Source organism: Collinsella aerofaciens (genome assembly GCF_040910325.1).
Classification (GTDB): domain Bacteria; phylum Actinomycetota; class Coriobacteriia; order Coriobacteriales; family Coriobacteriaceae; genus Collinsella; species Collinsella aerofaciens_BL.
Genome location: NZ_JBDGAV010000017.1, coordinates 34,375 through 51,499, shown reverse-complemented (window position 1 = coordinate 51,499; position 17,125 = coordinate 34,375). Strand labels below are relative to the sequence as shown.

10 protein-coding genes are annotated in these 17,125 nt (G+C 61.8%); 5 read left to right on the top strand and 5 right to left on the bottom strand.

The annotated features are described in order from the left end of the window. Window positions 1-89: 89 nt before the first annotated feature. Both sdaAA and metK read right to left on the bottom strand, forming a co-directional pair. Window positions 90-1,697, bottom strand: coding sequence for an L-serine ammonia-lyase, iron-sulfur-dependent, subunit alpha (gene sdaAA, locus AB5Z25_RS07855; RefSeq protein WP_368135241.1), 1,608 nt, complete (start codon window positions 1,695-1,697; stop codon window positions 90-92). A gap of 311 nt (window positions 1,698-2,008) precedes the next feature. Next, window positions 2,009-3,289 (bottom strand): methionine adenosyltransferase, encoded by a 1,281-nt coding sequence (gene metK, locus AB5Z25_RS07850; RefSeq protein WP_368135240.1) that lies wholly within the window; start codon window positions 3,287-3,289, stop codon window positions 2,009-2,011. A 277-nt stretch (window positions 3,290-3,566) separates the two neighbouring features. On the opposite strand from metK, the gene gltX reads away from it, so the two are divergent. From gltX to AB5Z25_RS07825, 5 genes are all read left to right on the top strand, one after another. After that, complete coding sequence (gene gltX, locus AB5Z25_RS07845; protein ID WP_368135239.1) at window positions 3,567-5,042, top strand: glutamate--tRNA ligase; 1,476 nt, start codon at window positions 3,567-3,569, stop codon at window positions 5,040-5,042. Between the two features lie 88 nt (window positions 5,043-5,130). Continuing rightward, window positions 5,131-7,584, top strand: a complete 2,454-nt coding sequence (priA, locus tag AB5Z25_RS07840) for a replication restart helicase PriA (RefSeq protein WP_438265631.1) — start codon at window positions 5,131-5,133, stop codon at window positions 7,582-7,584. An 18-nt stretch (window positions 7,585-7,602) separates the two neighbouring features. After that, window positions 7,603-8,139: a peptide deformylase gene (gene def, locus AB5Z25_RS07835; protein WP_089571827.1), complete on the top strand. Its 537-nt coding sequence runs from the start codon at window positions 7,603-7,605 to the stop codon at window positions 8,137-8,139. 328 nt (window positions 8,140-8,467) lie between these two features. Next, on the top strand, window positions 8,468-9,388 hold the full coding sequence (gene fmt, locus AB5Z25_RS07830; RefSeq protein WP_368135238.1) for a methionyl-tRNA formyltransferase: 921 nt from the start codon (window positions 8,468-8,470) through the stop codon (window positions 9,386-9,388). Then, window positions 9,385-10,785: an RsmB/NOP family class I SAM-dependent RNA methyltransferase gene (locus AB5Z25_RS07825; RefSeq protein ID WP_368135237.1), complete on the top strand. Its 1,401-nt coding sequence runs from the start codon at window positions 9,385-9,387 to the stop codon at window positions 10,783-10,785. The genes fmt and AB5Z25_RS07825 overlap by 4 nt, the downstream gene beginning before the upstream one ends. Before the next feature lie 162 nt (window positions 10,786-10,947). Here the strand turns inward: AB5Z25_RS07825 and AB5Z25_RS07820 are convergent, their stop codons facing one another. The 3 genes from AB5Z25_RS07820 to glgA all read right to left on the bottom strand — a co-directional run bounded on the left by AB5Z25_RS07820 (window position 10,948) and on the right by glgA (window position 17,118). After that, window positions 10,948-11,184 (bottom strand): FmdB family zinc ribbon protein, encoded by a 237-nt coding sequence (locus tag AB5Z25_RS07820; RefSeq protein ID WP_022094966.1) that lies wholly within the window; start codon window positions 11,182-11,184, stop codon window positions 10,948-10,950. A gap of 88 nt (window positions 11,185-11,272) precedes the next feature. After that, on the bottom strand, window positions 11,273-14,569 hold the full coding sequence (locus AB5Z25_RS07815) for a 4-alpha-glucanotransferase (protein WP_368135236.1): 3,297 nt from the start codon (window positions 14,567-14,569) through the stop codon (window positions 11,273-11,275). A 218-nt stretch (window positions 14,570-14,787) separates the two neighbouring features. Beyond that, on the bottom strand, window positions 14,788-17,118 hold the full coding sequence (gene glgA / locus AB5Z25_RS07810) for a glycogen synthase GlgA (RefSeq protein ID WP_368135235.1): 2,331 nt from the start codon (window positions 17,116-17,118) through the stop codon (window positions 14,788-14,790). Between the last annotated feature and the right edge of the window lie 7 nt (window positions 17,119-17,125).

Here is a 17,125-nt window from a genome sequence, read left to right as displayed (position 1 = left end):
GCGCCTTTAGACGCGAGCCCGGAGCCCGTGGGTTATACCCTAAGAGCAAACCACCCTTTTTAAGGGTGGTTCTGATTCGTTCTTTGTCGCTATCCGTACACGCCGCATTTTGCACAGGCCGAAAGTGCGGCCGGAGCCTGCGCGATGCCGCCCTTTGCCGTCTCGCGCAGCGTGGCTGGCAACGCGTGGCCCACCGAGAGCATGACATGTGCCATCTGGTCAAACGGCACCAAGCTCTTAATGCCTGCGAGGGCGAGTTGTGCCGAGCTAAAGGCCGCTGCCACGCCGATGGCGTTGCGGTTTTGGCAGGGCACCTCCACGAGGCCACCGACGGGGTCACAAACGAGGCCCAGCAGGTTACTCAGCGCGATGGAACTGGCGTCGAGCGCCTGCTCGGGCGTGCCGCCGAGCATCTGCACCAGCGCGGCGGCCGCCATGGCGGCGGCGCTTCCCACCTCGGCCTGACAGCCGCCCTCAGCGCCGGCGACGCAGGCGCTTGTGGTGAGGTTGAGGCCGATGGCGGCTGCGCAGTAGAGCGCGTCCATGACCTGCTCGTCGTCGAGCTGCAGGCGATCGGCGAGCGCCAGCACGCAGCCGGGCACAACACCCGCGGATCCTGCCGTCGGAGCTGCGACGATTACGCCCATCGTGGCCGAGCGCTCGAGCACGGCCATGGCGCGGGCTACGGCGTCGGTCTGGACGGCGCCCATCAGGCTCGTGCTCAAATCGTTGCGGCCGGTGGCATCGACGAGTTTGGCCTCGCCGCCGATAAGCCCGCCGAGCGATCGCTGCGGATTGGCGATGGGGGCCGTGGTCTCCTCGCGCATGACGTCGAGCACGCGACGCATGGCGTCGACGGCGTGGGCTTCGCCGGTCAGGCGCGCCTCACGCACGGCCATGACGGCGCCGATGCTGAGTCCCAGTTCCTCGCACGCATCGAGCAGCTGCTCGCCGTCGTCGAAGATCTCCTTGGCCGAGACGCCGGGGGAGAGCGACGAGGCAGAACCGGGGAGCTCGATAAAGGTCGCGTAATCGACATTGTCGAGCTTGCGTAACATGGGGACGACGGTGTCGTCGGGCGCACCGTCGGTCTCAAAGACGGAGTAGGCCTGGCCGCCCACTTCGGTTCGGTAGGTGCGGCAGAAGGCGATGTTCACGTGGGCGTAGGCGAGCAGGTTCGTGAGCGCGGCGAGCACGCCGGGAACGTCCTTGTGCGCCACGAAGAGCGTGGAATACATGCCCGAGATGTCGACGCCGACGCCGTTAATGCGGCTGATGCGCATCTTGCCGCCGCCCAGGCTCTCGCCGCGGACCTGCGCCGTGGCGCCCGTGTCGTCGACCATATCGATGTCGACGGTGTTGGGGTGGATGGAGGCGTCGTCGCCCTTGATGTCAAAGTGATATTCGAGGCCCTGCTCGCGAGCGAGGTCGAAGGCCTGCTTGATGTTCTCGTCATCGGTGTCGAGGCCCAGGATGCCCGCGACGAGCGCACGGTCGGTGCCGTGGCCGCGGTAGGTGTGGGCGAAGGAGTTCCATAGGCCAAAGGTGACTTTGGCGATGCGGCCTTCTAACAGGCTGGCGGCAACTTGGGCGCACCGCAGGGCGCCGGCGGTGTGCGATGAACTGGGGCCGACCATGACGGGACCCAAGATCTCGAATGCCGAGGTCGTAGCTAGTGTTTGCGGCTTGCCTGCCATGGATGCTCCTTTACGTGGCTCGTCGTCCCGAGGGGCGGGGCATAAGGTCGCCTGCTCGGACAGTCCTGCTCGCACGGAGAGCACATTAAGTGCTCTCCGGCTCGTGCGGAACTCGCGATCGACCTTATGCCCCGCCCCTCGGGACTAAGGATACATGGTTGGAGTCGCTCTGCTGCGAAAATTATCGGCCTGTGACCTATTCCATGTCCCAGGTCGGCTCATCTTCACCACCTTTAAATAAAAAAGAAGTACCGGTTGGAGCCGGTACTTCTTTTGGTGCGTTGTTTTTGGCTGTAGCTTTTCGGGTTACCTTACAGGCCGCAGGCTGCTTTGAGTTCTTCGGCTCGGTCGGTCTTCTCCCAGGTGAAGTCGGCGTCTTCGCGGCCGAAGTGACCGTAGGCTGCCGTCTTTTCGTAGATGGGGCGACGCAGGTCTAGGTCGCGGATGATTGCGCCCGGGCGCAGGTCGAAGGTCTTCTCTACGGCCTCGACGATCTTGTCCTCGGCAACATGTGCGGTGCCGAAGGTGTCGACCATGATTGAGAGGGGCTTGGAAACGCCGATGGCGTAGGCAAGCTCGACTTCGCAGCGGTCGGCCAGACCGGCGGCGACCACGTTCTTGGCTACCCAGCGCGCGGCATACGCGGCGGAGCGGTCGACCTTGGTGCAGTCCTTGCCGCTAAAGGCACCGCCGCCGTGACGGCCATAGCCGCCGTAGGTGTCGACGATGATCTTACGGCCAGTCAGTCCCGTGTCACCCATAGGTCCGCCCACGACAAAGCGACCGGTGGGGTTCACGTAGATGTCGGCGTTGTCCCACGGCATGTTCTCGGCGGCCATGACCGGGGTGATGACGTGCTCGATGAGGTCGGCCTTGATCTTGCCCATGTCCTCGATCTCGGCGGCGTGCTGCGTGGAGATGACGATGGTCGTGACCTCGACGGGCTTGCCGTCCTCGTAGCGCACGGTGACCTGGGTCTTGCCATCGGGACGCAGGTAGGGCAGGGTGCCGTCGTGGCGCACGGCAGCCAGGCGCTCGGCCAGGCGGCTTGCCAGGTAGTGAGGCATGGGCATGAGGGTCTTGGTCTCGTTGGAGGCGTAACCGAACATCATGCCCTGGTCGCCGGCACCGATCAGGTCGATCGGGTCGGTGGTAGCGCCGGTCTGGGTCTCGAAGGACTCGTCAACGCCCTGAGCGATATCGGGTGACTGCTCATGGATGAGGCTCATAACGCCGCAGGTATCGCAGTCAAAACCGAATTTGGCACGGTTGTAGCCAATGCGGCGGATAACGCCGCGGGCGATTTCCTGAACGTCGACGTAGGCCTGGGTGCGAATCTCGCCGGCGACGATAACGGTGCCGGTGGTCACGAGGGTCTCGCAGGCGCAGCGGACGTTCTCCACGTTGGCGGGCACGCCGTTGGGGGCGATGTAGCCCTGCTCCTGCAGCTCTATTTCTTTGGCGAGGATTGCGTCGAGGACGGCATCGCTGATCTGGTCAGCGATCTTATCGGGATGACCTTCGGTCACCGATTCCGACGTAAAAACAAAGGACCCGTGTTGGGGTGGGATGGAACGAAGTTCTTCTGACATGATTGTCCTTTCAAAAACGTGTCCCGGCGACCGTTACCATTCCGCCGGGCTCTCTATGCAAGGGCACATCATAACGCGTAAATCAAACATTCACACCCTTTCCGCACCTACTCATTGGGGACAGACTTAAATGACCAGCCTTAAACTAAGAACGTCTCCAACGACTGGTCATTTAAGTCTGTCCCCAATGATTGGGTCGGTGCCCTTTGTGCGGAGGTTGCTTTGATGCTTTATACTGATGCGGTTAGACATCCATCCTGCAATCGAGGAGATTTCCATGGCATCAGACGTTCGCGTCCGCTTTGCACCCTCACCGACGGGCAAGCTGCACATCGGCGGCGCCCGCACCGCTATCTATAACTGGGCTTTCGCCCGCGCAAACGGCGGCACGTTCATCCTGCGCATCGACGACACCGACCCCACCCGCTCCACCGACGAGAACACGCAGATTATCCTGCGCGCCATGCGTTGGCTGGGCCTGGACTGGGACGAGGGTCCCGAGGTGGGCGGCGACTTTGGCCCCTACGCCCAGACCGAGCGCCTGGACCTGTACAAGCAGGCCGCCCAGAAGCTTTGGGACGAGGGCAAGGCCTATCCCTGCTTCTGCACCAAGGAGCAGCTCGACGCCGACCGCAAGGCCGCGCAGGAGCGCAAGGACCCCTTCCAGGGCTATCAGCGCCGTTGCCGCGATCTTGATCCCGAGGAGGCCCGCCGCCGCATCGAGGCCGGCGAGTCCTACGTCCTGCGTATTAAGGTGCCCGAGGACCGCGGCGACGTCGTCATCCGCGACGCCGTCCACGGCGAGGTGACCTTCGACGCCAAGGAGCTCGACGACTTTGTCATCTTCCGCTCCGATGGCACGCCCACGTACAACTTCGCGACCGTCGTCGACGACGCCATGATGAAGATCACCCACGTCATCCGCGGCGACGACCACCTGTCCAACACCCCGCGTCAGGTCATGGTCTACGAGGCCCTCGGCGCGCCCGTGCCTACGTTCGCCCACATCTCCATGATCTTGGGTGTCGACGGCAAGAAGCTCTCCAAGCGCCACGGCGCCACCTCGGTGGAGGAGTACCGCGACGCCGGCTACCTGTCCGACGCCTTCGTCAACTACCTGGCGCTGCTCGGCTGGTCGCTCGACGGTGAGACCACGATCATCCCGCGCGATGTCCTGGCCAGCAAGTTCTCGCTCGACCGCATCTCCAAGAACCCGGCGACCTTCGACCCCAAGAAGCTCGATTGGGTCAATGCCGAGTACATCAACGGCATGTCCGATGCTCAGTTTGCCGACGAGATCATGGTCCCCGAGCTGCACGAGGCGGGTCTCATCGAGGGTAATGTCGAGTACGGCGAGGATTGGATCGATGCGCTTGCCGCCATCGTCAAGCCGCGCACCAAGATGCCGGCCGACGCCGTGACCGTCGCCGCTCCCATCTTTGCCACGGCCGAGACGCTCGAGTATGACGAGAAATCCGTCAACAAGGGCCTGGCCAAGGAGGGCATGGGTGTCATTCTGGATGCCTCCAAGGCCGCGCTCGAGGGTGTGAACGAGTGGACGGCTGCCAACATCGACGCCGCGCTTGAGCCGCTGCCCGAGCAGATGGACCTCAAGAAGCGCGTGGTGTTCCAGGCCGTGCGCGTCGCCGTCTGCGGCAACATGGTGAGTCCTCCGCTGGGCGAGACCATGGCGCTCATCGGCCGCGACGACTGCCTGGCGCGCATCGACCGCGCCCGCACGATGGCGCTGTAATCGCTGCGCAAACGTATGTATCCGAGCCCCGTTCACCCGAGCGGGGCTCTTGTTTCTGTAGACGTATGGGATAGGAGGTGCTGGAGCCGTGGCCGAGCAACTGTCGCTGTTTGGTTCGCCGGAACCGGAGGAGGTTCCGGTGAAGCCAGTGTCTGCCGCTGCCTCGGCTCAGCCTAAGCCTGCACCTGAGCCCATCGCCGCCTATGCGAGCGTGGTTCTCGACATCCCGACGCGTGCGCTGTCCGAGCCGTTTGCCTATGGCATTCCTCAACCCCTTGCTAGCGACGCGCAGATCGGATCCACGGTCCTGGTCCATTTTGGCAACCGTGCTGCCGCAGGCTACATCGTCGACATTGCGCCCGAGCTGGGCGATCTGCAGGGCAACAGCGCGCTCGACCCCGCGCGCATTAAAGCCGTCGAAGCCATCCTCAGCAAGCCGCTCTTTACCGCAGAGGCCGCCCGCATCGCGCGTTGGATGAGCCGCGAATATGTTGCGACGCTTTCCGAGTGTCTGCGCCTGTTCTTGCCCCCGGGTGGAAGCCCGCGTGTGGTCAAGGGTGACGACGGCGTGTGGACGGTTGAGCGCCCCGCTGTTAAACCCATCCAAAACCGCTGGGTCATGCTCACGCCCGAGGGTTTCGACTATACGCCGCCCAAGACTGCAGTTCGCCAGCGCCAACTCATCGAGGCGCTCCAGTGTGGACCGGTCACGACGCGTGATCTCAACCTTCTCTATAACAGCATGTCGGCGACCATCAAGGCGCTCGAAAAACGCGGCGTCGTGGTGGTTGAAGAGCGCCGCGCCTGGCGTGGATGCAGCGAGCAGACCACGCTGTCCTCGGCAAGCGGCAAGGCGCCGGTCTCCCTTACCAACGGCCAGCAACAGGCACTCGCTCAGATTGAGCTCGCCCGCCTTGACGCCCACGGCGACGTGGTTCTTGTCGACGGCGTCACCGGCTCCGGCAAAACCGAGGTTTACCTTTCGGCGATTGAGCGCGTGCTCGCGGCCGGCCGCTCGGCCTGCGTGCTGGTGCCCGAGATCTCGCTGACGGCCCAGACCGTCGGCCGCTTTCGCTCGCGCTTTGGCGAGACGGTCGCCGTGTTCCATTCGCGTCTTTCGGCCGGCGAGCGCCTGGACCAGTGGGATATGGTCGCCAGCGGTGCGGCCCGCGTGGTCGTCGGCGCCCGCTCGGCGCTCTTTTGCCCGCTTGACGACCCGGGCCTCATCATCATCGACGAGGAGCACGAGACCAGTTACAAGCAGGGCTCCAGTCCGCGCTACCACGCGCGCGAGGTAGCGGCCGAGATGGCGCGGCGCTACCGCTGCCCGCTCGTGTTGGGCTCCGCCACGCCTTCTGCCGAGGCTCTCGACCGCTGCCGCCGCGGCACGTATAACGGTGCCGCCTGGACGCGCGTCGAGATGCCCGAGCGCCCGGGACACGCCGTGCTGCCTACAGTCCGCATTGCCGACCTGCGCCGCGAGTTCGCGCACGGTAGCCGCTCCATGTTCTCTAAACCTCTGATGGAAGGCCTGGAGCGTGTGGTCGAGCGCCGCGAAAAGGCCGTGTTGCTGCACAACCGGCGTGGCTTTGCGCCCTTCCTGATGTGCCGCGAGTGCGGATGTGTCCCCACGTGCAACCACTGCTCCACCGCGCTCACGTACCACGAGCGCACGCACACGCTGCAGTGTCACACCTGCGGTTCGTCTTGGCGCTTGCAGCCGTATCCCGCGCCCACGAGCCGTTGCCCCAAATGTGGCAGTCGCTACCTGGCAAAAATGGGTATGGGCACTCAGCAGATCGAGGACGCACTGCACCAGATGCTTCCCGAGGACGTCGCCATTATTCGCATGGATGCCGATTCCACGCGCGGCAAGGATGCGCACAAAAAGCTGCTCGAGCAGTTCGATGCTGCCGATTGTGCGGTGCTGCTGGGCACCCAGATGATCGCCAAGGGCCTCGACTTTCCCGAGGTCACGCTCGTGGGCGTGGTCAACGCCGATTTCGCCCTCAAGCTGCCGGACTTCCGCGCAGGAGAGCGCGCCTACGACCTGCTGGAGCAGGTTGCGGGCCGCGCCGGCCGCGGCGATCGCCCCGGCGAAGTTATCATCCAGACCTACCTGCCCGAGGATCCGGTCATTCGCGCCGTCGCTGAGCATGACCGTTCGATCTTTACCGACTACGACCTGGACCAGCGCCGCGACGCGCTGTACCCGCCGTTTGTTCGCCTGGTCAATATCTTGGTGTGGTCGGCGAACCGAGACGACGCGCAGGACTACATCGGGCGCATTGCAAAGCTGCTTAAGCGCCGTTGGCATGCCGCCGCGCCCGACTTTTTGCGGGCGGGGAGTGCCGTGCCGCAGGTGCTGGGCCCGGCTTCGTGTGTAATCGAGAGAGCCAAGGACCGTTATCGTTTCCACCTGCTTGTGAAGTCGCCCGTGGGGTACCATGTCTCTGATGATATCGACGCCTGCCTCAAAGAGGTGGGCTCTGTGCGCGGCGTGAGCGTGAGCGTTGACGTCGACGCCTATGATTTGATGTAACAACTCGAAAGGATGGCCATGGAAGCCAACGGAATCGTACTGTCGCCCGACCCTCGTCTGCGCCAGGAGTGCGCCGTCATCGAGGAGATCACCCCGGCGATCGAGGCGCTTGCCGAGAAGATGAAGAAGATGATGTTTGAGAACGGCGGTTGCGGTCTTGCTGCCCCGCAGATCGGCGAGCTCATTCAGCTTGTCACTATCGACTGCGACTACAGCGACAAGAACGACTACGACCCGTATGTGCTCATTAACCCCGTCATTGTTGAGCAGAGCGACCATCTGGTGCCCTTTAGCGAGGGCTGCCTTTCCATTCCTGGCATTAGCTGCGAGATTGAGCGTCCTGACCATGTCGTCGTCGAGGCGTACGACCTGGACGCCAACCTGATTCGCTACGAGGCCACGGGCGATCTGTTCTGCGTGTGCCTGCAGCACGAGATTGATCACCTGCACGGCAACACCATGTTCGAGCGACTGAAGCCCATGCAGAGGATCAAGGCGGTCAAGGAGTACCAGGACGCCCTGGCCCGCGGCGCTCGACCGGGCGAGACGGAGTAGGTCCCACCGTCCCCGGTGCTGAGCGCCCACATATCATCCCGTGCTCAAACATTCTCGCTTTGCTGCGAAACTGCGCGCGGGACTATATGTGGGCGCTCAGCACCGGGGACTGCGTTGTTCTGGCTCGGTTCGCCCGGGTGCCGTTGGGCCAGGGAGGGGCGTCTTCGCTGATAATTGCTTTGTTGGAAGAGCTGCTTTTATTGCGGCTCTTTCTTTGGTTTTGGGTATATTTGTCTTTGTTGATTGTTCTTGCGGCTAGGTGCGCTTGCGACCTGGAACGCTTCTTTTGTAGCCGTCTCGGCTCGTTATTGAGAGGAGACTAACTTTTATGCGTATTGTGTTTATGGGTACGCCTGATTTTGCTGTGCCTTCTTTGACTTCGCTTGTTGAGGCTGGGGATGAGATTGCGCTTGTTGTTACTCGTACTGATGCTGTTCGCGGGCGTGGTAAGAAGCTGGAGCCGTCTCCTGTTAAGGCTAAGGCGCTTGAGCTGGGGTTGCCGGTTATAGAGGCTAATCGTATGACGCCTGATGTCGTTGAGGCGCTTCAGGCTGCCCAGGCTGACATTTTCTGTGTGGCTGCCTATGGCTGCATTTTGCCCGATGAGGTGCTGCATATGGCGCCGCTTGGTATTGTGAATGTTCATGCCTCGTTGCTACCTCGTTGGCGTGGGGCTGCTCCTATTCAGCGTGCGATTCTCGCTGGTGATGAGGTTGCTGGCGTTTCTATCATGCGCATCGGGCATGGCGTGGATACCGGCGCTTATTGCGCGCAGGCCTCGACCTCGGTTGCCGGTAAGCATGCTGAGGCGCTGACCATGGAGCTTGGTGAGCTTGGCGGCAAACTGCTTGCCGATACGCTTCCTTCGCTTGCCGATGGCTCGGCTGTTTGGACTGAACAGGATGAGGCGCTCGTTACCCATGCTGCCAAGATTTCTAAGCAGGAGATGCGTCTGGATCCGCAGATGGCGGCGCTTGATTGTGTGCGTCATGTGCTGGCTTCGTCCGATACCGCGCCTGCTCGTTGCGTGATTGCCGGCAAGACCGTGCGTGTGCTCGATGCTACGCTGGCCGATGTTTCGCTTGGCGAGGGCGCCGTTGACGTTAAGGCCAAGCGTGTTTACCTGGGTCTTTCCGATGGCTCGGTTGAGTTGCTCGAGGTTAAGCCCGATGGCAAGCGTGCTATGGCTGCTTCTGCTTGGGCTGCTGGCCTGCAGGGTGTCGATCTTTCGTGGGGTGTTTTGTCATGAGCACGCTGTCTCCCGCGCGCAAGCTTGCGCTCGATGTGCTGATGGAGGCCGATCGCCGCGGCATGTACGCGCGTGACGTGCTCTCGTCCCGTGCTTCGGCCAAGGCCATTGACCAGCGCGATTCTGCTTTTGCCGCCCGCTTGGCGCTCGGTGTGGCCGCCACGCAGGGTATTTTGGACGAGCTGCTCGATCAGTTTCTTGATAAGCCTAAAAAGGTCGCTCCGCGTGTTCGCATGGCGCTTCGTATCTCGGCCTTTGAGATGCTTTACCTGCATACGCCTGGTCGCGTTGCCGTAAGTCAGGGTGTTGAGCTGGTGCGCAGCGGAGCTAAGTCTGCCGCCGGTTTGGCCAATGCTGTGCTGCATAAGGTTGCGGACAATGTTGAGGACTTTGCTACTGCGTCCGATGTGGATGAGTCTGAGCGACGCTTGGTTCGTCTGTCGCGCCTGATGGGACTGCCGCGTTGGCTGTGCGCTCGCATTATGGCATCGTTCGACACGACAGAGGGTGCGCTTAACTTTGCCGGCAATCTGGCCCCTGCACCGCTGGCCCTGCATGAGAACGCCTTTGCGACCAAACCCGATCCGTATATCTCGCAGCTCGTCGCACCTGTCTTCCCGGGCTGCCATGCCCCGGTTGATGCCCAGGTTACCGTTGCTTCGGGTGTGTTTGGGCGTGCTGCCGCGGTGGCATCCGATCTCAACGCGCAGCTTATCGCCACGGCTGCCACGCGCCCTGGTAGCTGCCTTGAGATTGGTGCCGGTCGTGGCACCAAGACCTATGTGATGATGTGCCAGGCCAAGCGTGCCGGCTATGAGCGTCAGCATACGGCACTTGATCTTCATGACCGTAAGTGCGATCTGAATCTCGCTCGCCTGCATAAGGCCGGTATTCAGGGCGTTCGTACGGTTTCGGGTGATGCCTGCGAGCTTGATGAGGTGCTCACATCGTTTGATGCCATGCTTGGCGAGCCGGTTAAGTTCGACACGGTCTTTATCGATGCGCCGTGCTCTGGCACCGGAACCATGCGTCGTCATCCCGAGATTCCGTGGCGCCTGACCGAAAAGGATGTGACGGTTGAGCTGCCCAAGCTGCAGCTGACGATGCTCAAGGAGGCTACTGCGCGCGTGGCTGCCGGCGGTGAGCTCATCTATGCAACGTGCTCGGTCTTCGACGAGGAGAACACGCAGGTCGTGGACGCGTTCCTTGCTTCTCCCGAGGGTGCTGGCTTTAGCGTGGCACCGCTTTCCGAAGCACAGATTCTGCAACTCCCCGAGTTCGATCAGGCCAAGAAGCTCGTATCCGTACGCCAGAACGATCGAGGCCTCTTCCAAAGCGTGCCGGTAAACGCCGACACCTACGACGGCCACTTCTGCGCCAGGCTAGTCCGCAAGTAACTCTACTAAGTTGCGGTGAAATAGGGATTGAATAGCGGCTTTTGCCCGCCAAACAGTCCTTATTTCACCGCAACTCATAAGGAAACCTAGGTAGATTATTAGCTACTCATAGCTCAAAGAAGTAGCCCCGCGATCTGTATCGGTCGCGGGGCTATTTGGTTTCTAGTGGTTATGCGGGCAGTTGGCGCAGCAGCCGCTGGTGGCGCTGGTGCTGGCGCCGCCGCTTCGCTGGTCGGTGTTGTAGAAACCGCTACCCTCAAATTTAATGCCGCTGGCCGAGAACGTCTTGGCCGCCGGGGCACCGCAGCTCGGGCACACGACCTCGGGAGTCTCGGACATGGGATGCTCAACCTCAAACACGTTGCCGCAGCTCGAGCACTTGTAATCGTAGCGCGCCATAATACTTCCTTTTCAGCACAAAGCGGGCAGATTACTCTGCCCGCAAAAATTCAAACGATTGTAACTGTACCCTATATCGGGGGTTTTATCACGCTTCGCCCCAGAATCTATGGTTGTTGCGCAGGAGCTGTGCGGTTTTGTTTTCGGCGGCTGCAATGTCCGCCTCGTCAGCCTGCCAGGTCCAGTTGCCCGTTGCCACGCCCGGAACGTTCATGCGCGCGTCGTCGCTAAGCCCCAGGATATCCTGTAGCGGCATCATCACTAGGGGAGCGTCGCTTGCAAGCGCGTCGCTCATCAGCTTTGCCGCCACCTCAACACCGCTCGGTTCATCGCCGCCCGCAAAGGAACGTGTGCACCAACCGGCCAGCGTCGAAGTATCGTGCGTCGAGGTGTACAGGATCTTTCCTGGCGTGGGATGCACACCGCAACGAACGTCGTAGTCGCTAAACTCCAGCACATCCATGCCGGGGAAGCCGCAGGTCGAAGCCATGGCGCGAACACCGGGCGTCAAATAGCCCAGGTCCTCGGCGATAAAGTTGAGCGGACCCAGCTCGTCGTAGGCGGTCTGGAATAGGTCCTTGCCCGGGCCCGCAAGCCAGCGGCCATCGGCGCATGCCTTACCTGCGGGGATACTGAAGTAGCTGTGGAAGCCCAAGAAGTGATCCAGGCGCACGCGGTCGTAGAGCGAAAACGCACGACGCAGGCGATCCATCCACCAGCTATAGCCGTTCTGCTTCATGTGGTCCCAGCGGAACGTCGGGTTGCCCCACACCTGGCCCTCGGGCGCAAAGTTGTCGGGCGGCGCACCGGAAATCTCAATCGCCTTGCCGGTATCGGACAGCCAGAAGTTCTCGGGCTCGCTCCACGCATCTGCCGAATCGTCGGACACGTACATAGGAATATCGCCGATAACCTCGATGCCCTTCTTGTGCGCATAGTTCATGAGCTCGCACCAAGCCAGGTCAAAGCGGTACTGCATGTACGCCTGAAGCTCGGCCTCGTTGTGGAAGCGCTTGTCGTCGATCAGATGCTCGTTGTAGCGCGCGACATCTGCCGGCCAATCGTGGCGCGACTCGCCCTCAAAGTACTTCTTAACGGCCATGTAGACGCAGTATTTCTCGAGCCAATCGGCATTGCGATGCTTAAACGCTGTGTACAGCGGGTCGGCATCCTCGCCGCCGCGGGTCTTCCAGGTCTCAAAGTCGGCGGCCAGCTCCTCGTGGCTTTCGGGCAGCAGGTCGATATTGCCTGCAAAGGCCGAAGGACCGGCGTAAGGGGAGCGGAAGAAGTCCGTGGGGTTGACGGGGAGAACCTGCCAGTAGCGCATGCCCATGGCGGCCAGATGGTCGATAAAACGACGCGTGGGCGCGCCGATCGTACCGGGCTTGCCGTCGTCGGTCGGCACCGATGTGATATGGCACACAACACCCGCACCGTGATCGAGCGGCTCCTGCAGGCGCTGCTCGGCATGGTGATAGATGATCGACGAGCCCAGCGGATACAGATCGAGCGTGACCGTACCGTTGTGGATCTCGCACTCGTGACCACTAATCACATCGCTCGCGCATTCGCCGAGCGCCGGAATCGTCACGCGGTGTGAATTGCGCAGGCTGCGGTTGATGATGACGGTCGCGGACTCGCCGTCGTTACCGGTGCGGTTGTAGGCCAGCACTTCGTCATTGAGCGCGAAGGCCTTGATTTCGCCGTCGATCATAAACGGCAACGCGCGGCGTACAGCAGATGCGTTCTTGACGATCGCAAACGTATCGAAGTCGTGCAGGTCTTCCTTGGTCGGCATGGTGCGACGATTGCCCGGATCGGTGAGACCCTCCAAGCCGTACTCGTCGCCATAATAGATCGAGGGAACGCCCGGGAACGTCATCTGCATGAGCGTCGCGAGCCAAAAACGGCTCTTGGCCAGGCCCATCGCGTTCTCGTCCAGACGCCATTTGCTGCGCTCGCACTCGGGCAGCTGCGACTCGTCGGGACCTCCGCCGAGCACCGAGATAATGCGCGGACGGTCGTGACTCGAAAGCAGATTGAGTGCGCATGACAGGGCCTCACGCGGATAGTTCTCGCGCAGGGTCTCGATATCCTCGGCAGCTTGGTAGGCGTTTTTGTAGCCCATCAAAAAGCCGATGACCATGTCGCGGAAGGGATAATCCATAGCAGAGTCCAGCTCGGACCCCTGTAGGTAGCGGCGCAGATGGCCGTAGCTGATCTTGTTGGAGGCGTCTTCCCAGACCTCACCGAGTAACAGTGCGTCAGGCTTTTCGGCGAGCACGGCCTTTTTGATCTCGGCCAGGAAGTCATCGGAAAGCTCGTCAGCCACATCCAAGCGCCAGCCGTGAGCGCCGGCACGCAGCCATTTGCGGATCACGCCGTCCTTGCCCAAGAGCCGCTCGCGTACCAGTTCGGAGCTCTCATTGATGGCGGGCATATTGCCCACGCCCCACCAACAGTCGTATGAGCCGTCCTCGTGGAAATAAAACGCATCGCGCCACGGCGAATCCTCGCTCTGCCACGCGCCCACGCCGGGGTAGTTGCCGTAGCGGTTGAAGTAGATCGAATCGTCGCCCGTGTGGTTGAACACACCGTCCAGAATGATGGAAATGCCCAGCTTCTCGGCCGCCTCGCACAGCTCGGTAAAGTCCTGCTCGGTGCCCAGAATCGGATCGATCTTGGTGTAATCGGCGGTGTCGTAGCGGTGGTTGCTCGCGGCTTCAAAAATGGGGTTGAGGTAGATGGCTGTAAAGCCCAGCTCGGCGATGCGAGGCAGGTCTTCCTGGATACCCTTGAGCGATCCGCCGTAGAAGTCCCAGGTCTTGATGGAGCCGTCCTCGGCGCGCTCGTACACAGGCGGTTCGTTCCAGTCCTCGACCATGCGGCGCTGAATGCCCTTACGCGGTTTTTCGACCTCGGCCAGTGTGCGCTCGCGCCAGTGCTCGTCGCGGGCATAGCGATCGGGGAAGATCTGGTAGACCATACCGCGCTCGTACCAGGTGGGACGGTTCTCACGGTGTTTGTAGACGGTGACCTGGAATGACGGCACCTCGGCGTAGTTGTAGGTTACGCCTTCGCCGCCGGTGCGTCCTTGCGGTGCGCCCAAGCGGACCTCGGGCTGGCCTTCGATATTGCAGATAAAGCTGTACCAGATAAGACTGGGCTCGGCGCACTCCAGCTCGGCGGTAAAGATGCCGTCGCCCTCGTGCGTCATGGGATACAGAGACTCACCGATCTCATCGACCCAGGTGCGCAGCGTAAGCGTTGCCTGCGCGGGGTCGGCATCCTCCAGAATCACGGAGAGCGAAAGGGTAGTTCCTGTGGTCACAGCGCCAAACGGAGTGCGAAACTGCGGCAGACGGCTGTTGTGTATCAATCTCATAGTACGGTCCAGTTCAATAGAATCATGACCTGCTGGCCATGGGCTTTACGCACAGGATGTAAGTATATCTGTTGAACACAGGCTGTATAAACAACATCCGTTTACCATCGGCGAACGGTTGTCCTAGAAAATCGTTTTACCAACTATCTACAGATAAGGGGCGCCCGGTTGGAGCGCCCCTTGCTAAGGGTTTGATGAGGTTTTGGATCGTCTGTGGACTAGCGGCGCTTGCGGGTGGCCGTTGCCTTGCGGACGGACGTCTTCTTGGTCGGAGCCTTTTCCTCGGCCGGAGCGGCGGGGGAGACCGGGGTCTCTTTGGCAGGCTCGGGCTTAGCCTCTGCCTTCGGGGCGGCCTTGACCTCAGCGGTCTTCGGCGCCGGCTTGGCCTTTACCTCGGCCTTGGGCTTCACTTTGGCAGCAGCGGGCTTAGCCTCTGCCTTGGGAGCAGCAGCCTTGGTCGTGGTCTTCTTGGCCGTCGTCGTGGCACGCTTGCGCGTGGTGGTCTTGGCGGCCGGCTTGGCTTCGACGGATGCCTCGGCCTTGGTCTCGGCGGGCGTCTCCTCGACTTTGGCGGCCGGCTTTGCGGCTGCCTTGGTCGTGGCGGCCTTCGTGGTCGTTGACTTCTTTGCCGTGGTCTTCTTGGCTGCCGTTGCCTTCTTGGCGGTCGTGGTCTTGGACGCGGTCGACTTCTTGGCAGTGGACTTGGCCGGAGCCTTAGCGGCCGGCTGGGCCTCGGCGGCCTCTGCCTTTACCTCGGGAGCAGCCTCGACATCGGCGGCCTTCTTGGCAGCGGCGGTCGTGCGCTTGCGCGTGGTCGTTGCCTTGGCAGCCGTTGTTTTTGTCGTGGCAGCCTTGGTCGTCGTAGCCTTCTTAGCGGTCGTCTTGCGGGTCGTGGTCTTCTTAACTGCGGGCTTTGCAGCGGGCTTGACTTCGGCCTCTGCCTCAGGAACAACCTCAGCCTTCACCTCAGGCTCGGCCTTTGCGGGCTCAGCCTCAACCGGCATCTCCTCGGTCTTGGGCTTCTCGGCGGCCACCGGCTCAGCTGCAGCCTCAGGCTCGTCGACAACAGCCGCCGGCCTCTCAATCTCCGGATGCATAAAGAAGTACAGGTCCAGATACTTATCGGCCGAGCGCGTCCAGCTAAAGTCCTGGCTCATGGCCTGTGTGACCAGCTGGTTCCAGGCCTCGCGGTTATCCCAGAACAGACGCGCCGCGCGGAACACCGCGTCGCCCATCTCGTCGCCGTTAAAGTTACTAAACGAGAAGCCCGTTCCCTCGCCGGTAAACTCGTTGTACGGGATCACGGTGTCCTTCAGGCCACCGGTCTCGCGCACGATGGGCAGCGTGCCGTAGCGCATGGCGATGATCTGCGACAGGCCGCAGGGCTCAAACTTCGAAGGCATCAGGAACATATCGGCGGCAGCATACATGCGCTGCGACAGCGCCGGATCGAACTCGATGCGTGCGGCCATGGTGCCGGGGTACTTGTCCTGGAAATAGCGTAGACCGTCCTCGTAGTCGCGGTCGCCGGTGCCCAGCACCGCCACCTGCACGCCGCCAGCCAGGATGCGGTCGAGCGCGTACATGACCAGGTCCATGCCCTTCTGGCGCGTCAGGCGCGTGACCATCACCATGAGCGGGCGGTCGTCGCGAACCTCGAGGCCCAGCTCCTCCTGCAGCTTGGCCTTGCACACGGCCTTGCCGGAACGGTCCTCCACGGTGTAGTTGGCGGCAATGCGCTTGTCGGTCGCCGGGTCAAAGCCCGCAACGTCGATGCCATTCAAAATGCCCTGCAGCGCGTACGAACGTTCGCGCAGAACGCCGTCCAGGCCCTCGCCAAATTCGGGCGTCTGGATCTCGTTGGCATAGGTGGGGCTCACCGTGGTAATGGCGTCGGCATAGCGCAGGGCGCCCAGCATGTAGTTGATGCTGCAGGCGTCGCAACGCAGCTGCGAGGCAGCCGCCGGAATATGCGCCACACCCAGGATGTCCTCCATTACGGTGTCGCTAAACTGGCCCTGGAACGCCACGTTGTGGATCGAGAACACGGTCTTTACGCGGTCATACAGCGGCAGGCCCTGGTAGAACTCGCGCAAAAACACGGGTGCCAGTGCCGTCTGCCAGTCGTTGCAGTGCAGGATGTCGCACTCAAAGCCGGCGGGCAGGTGCTGCAGGCTCTCGGTGATGGCCTTGGAGAAGAACGCAAAGCGCTCGCCGTCGTCAAAGAAGCCGTACGGATAGTCGCGCGCGAAGTAGCGCTCGTTGTCGATGAACATATAGGTGACGCCGTCGTGCTCGAGCTTCTCGAGTCCGCAGTACTCATTGCGCCAGCCCAGGCTCACGTAAAAGTCGGCAAAGTGCTCCATTTGCGCCTTGTATTCGTCCTTGATGGTGGTGTACTTGGGCACCATCACGATGACCTCGGCGCCGGCGCGCACGAGTGCCGCAGGCAGCGAGCCCGCCACGTCGCCCAGGCCACCGGTCTTAACAAACGGTGCGCACTCGGCCGAGGCAAACACGATCTGCATCTTTTTGCTGGAATCTGCCATATTGTCT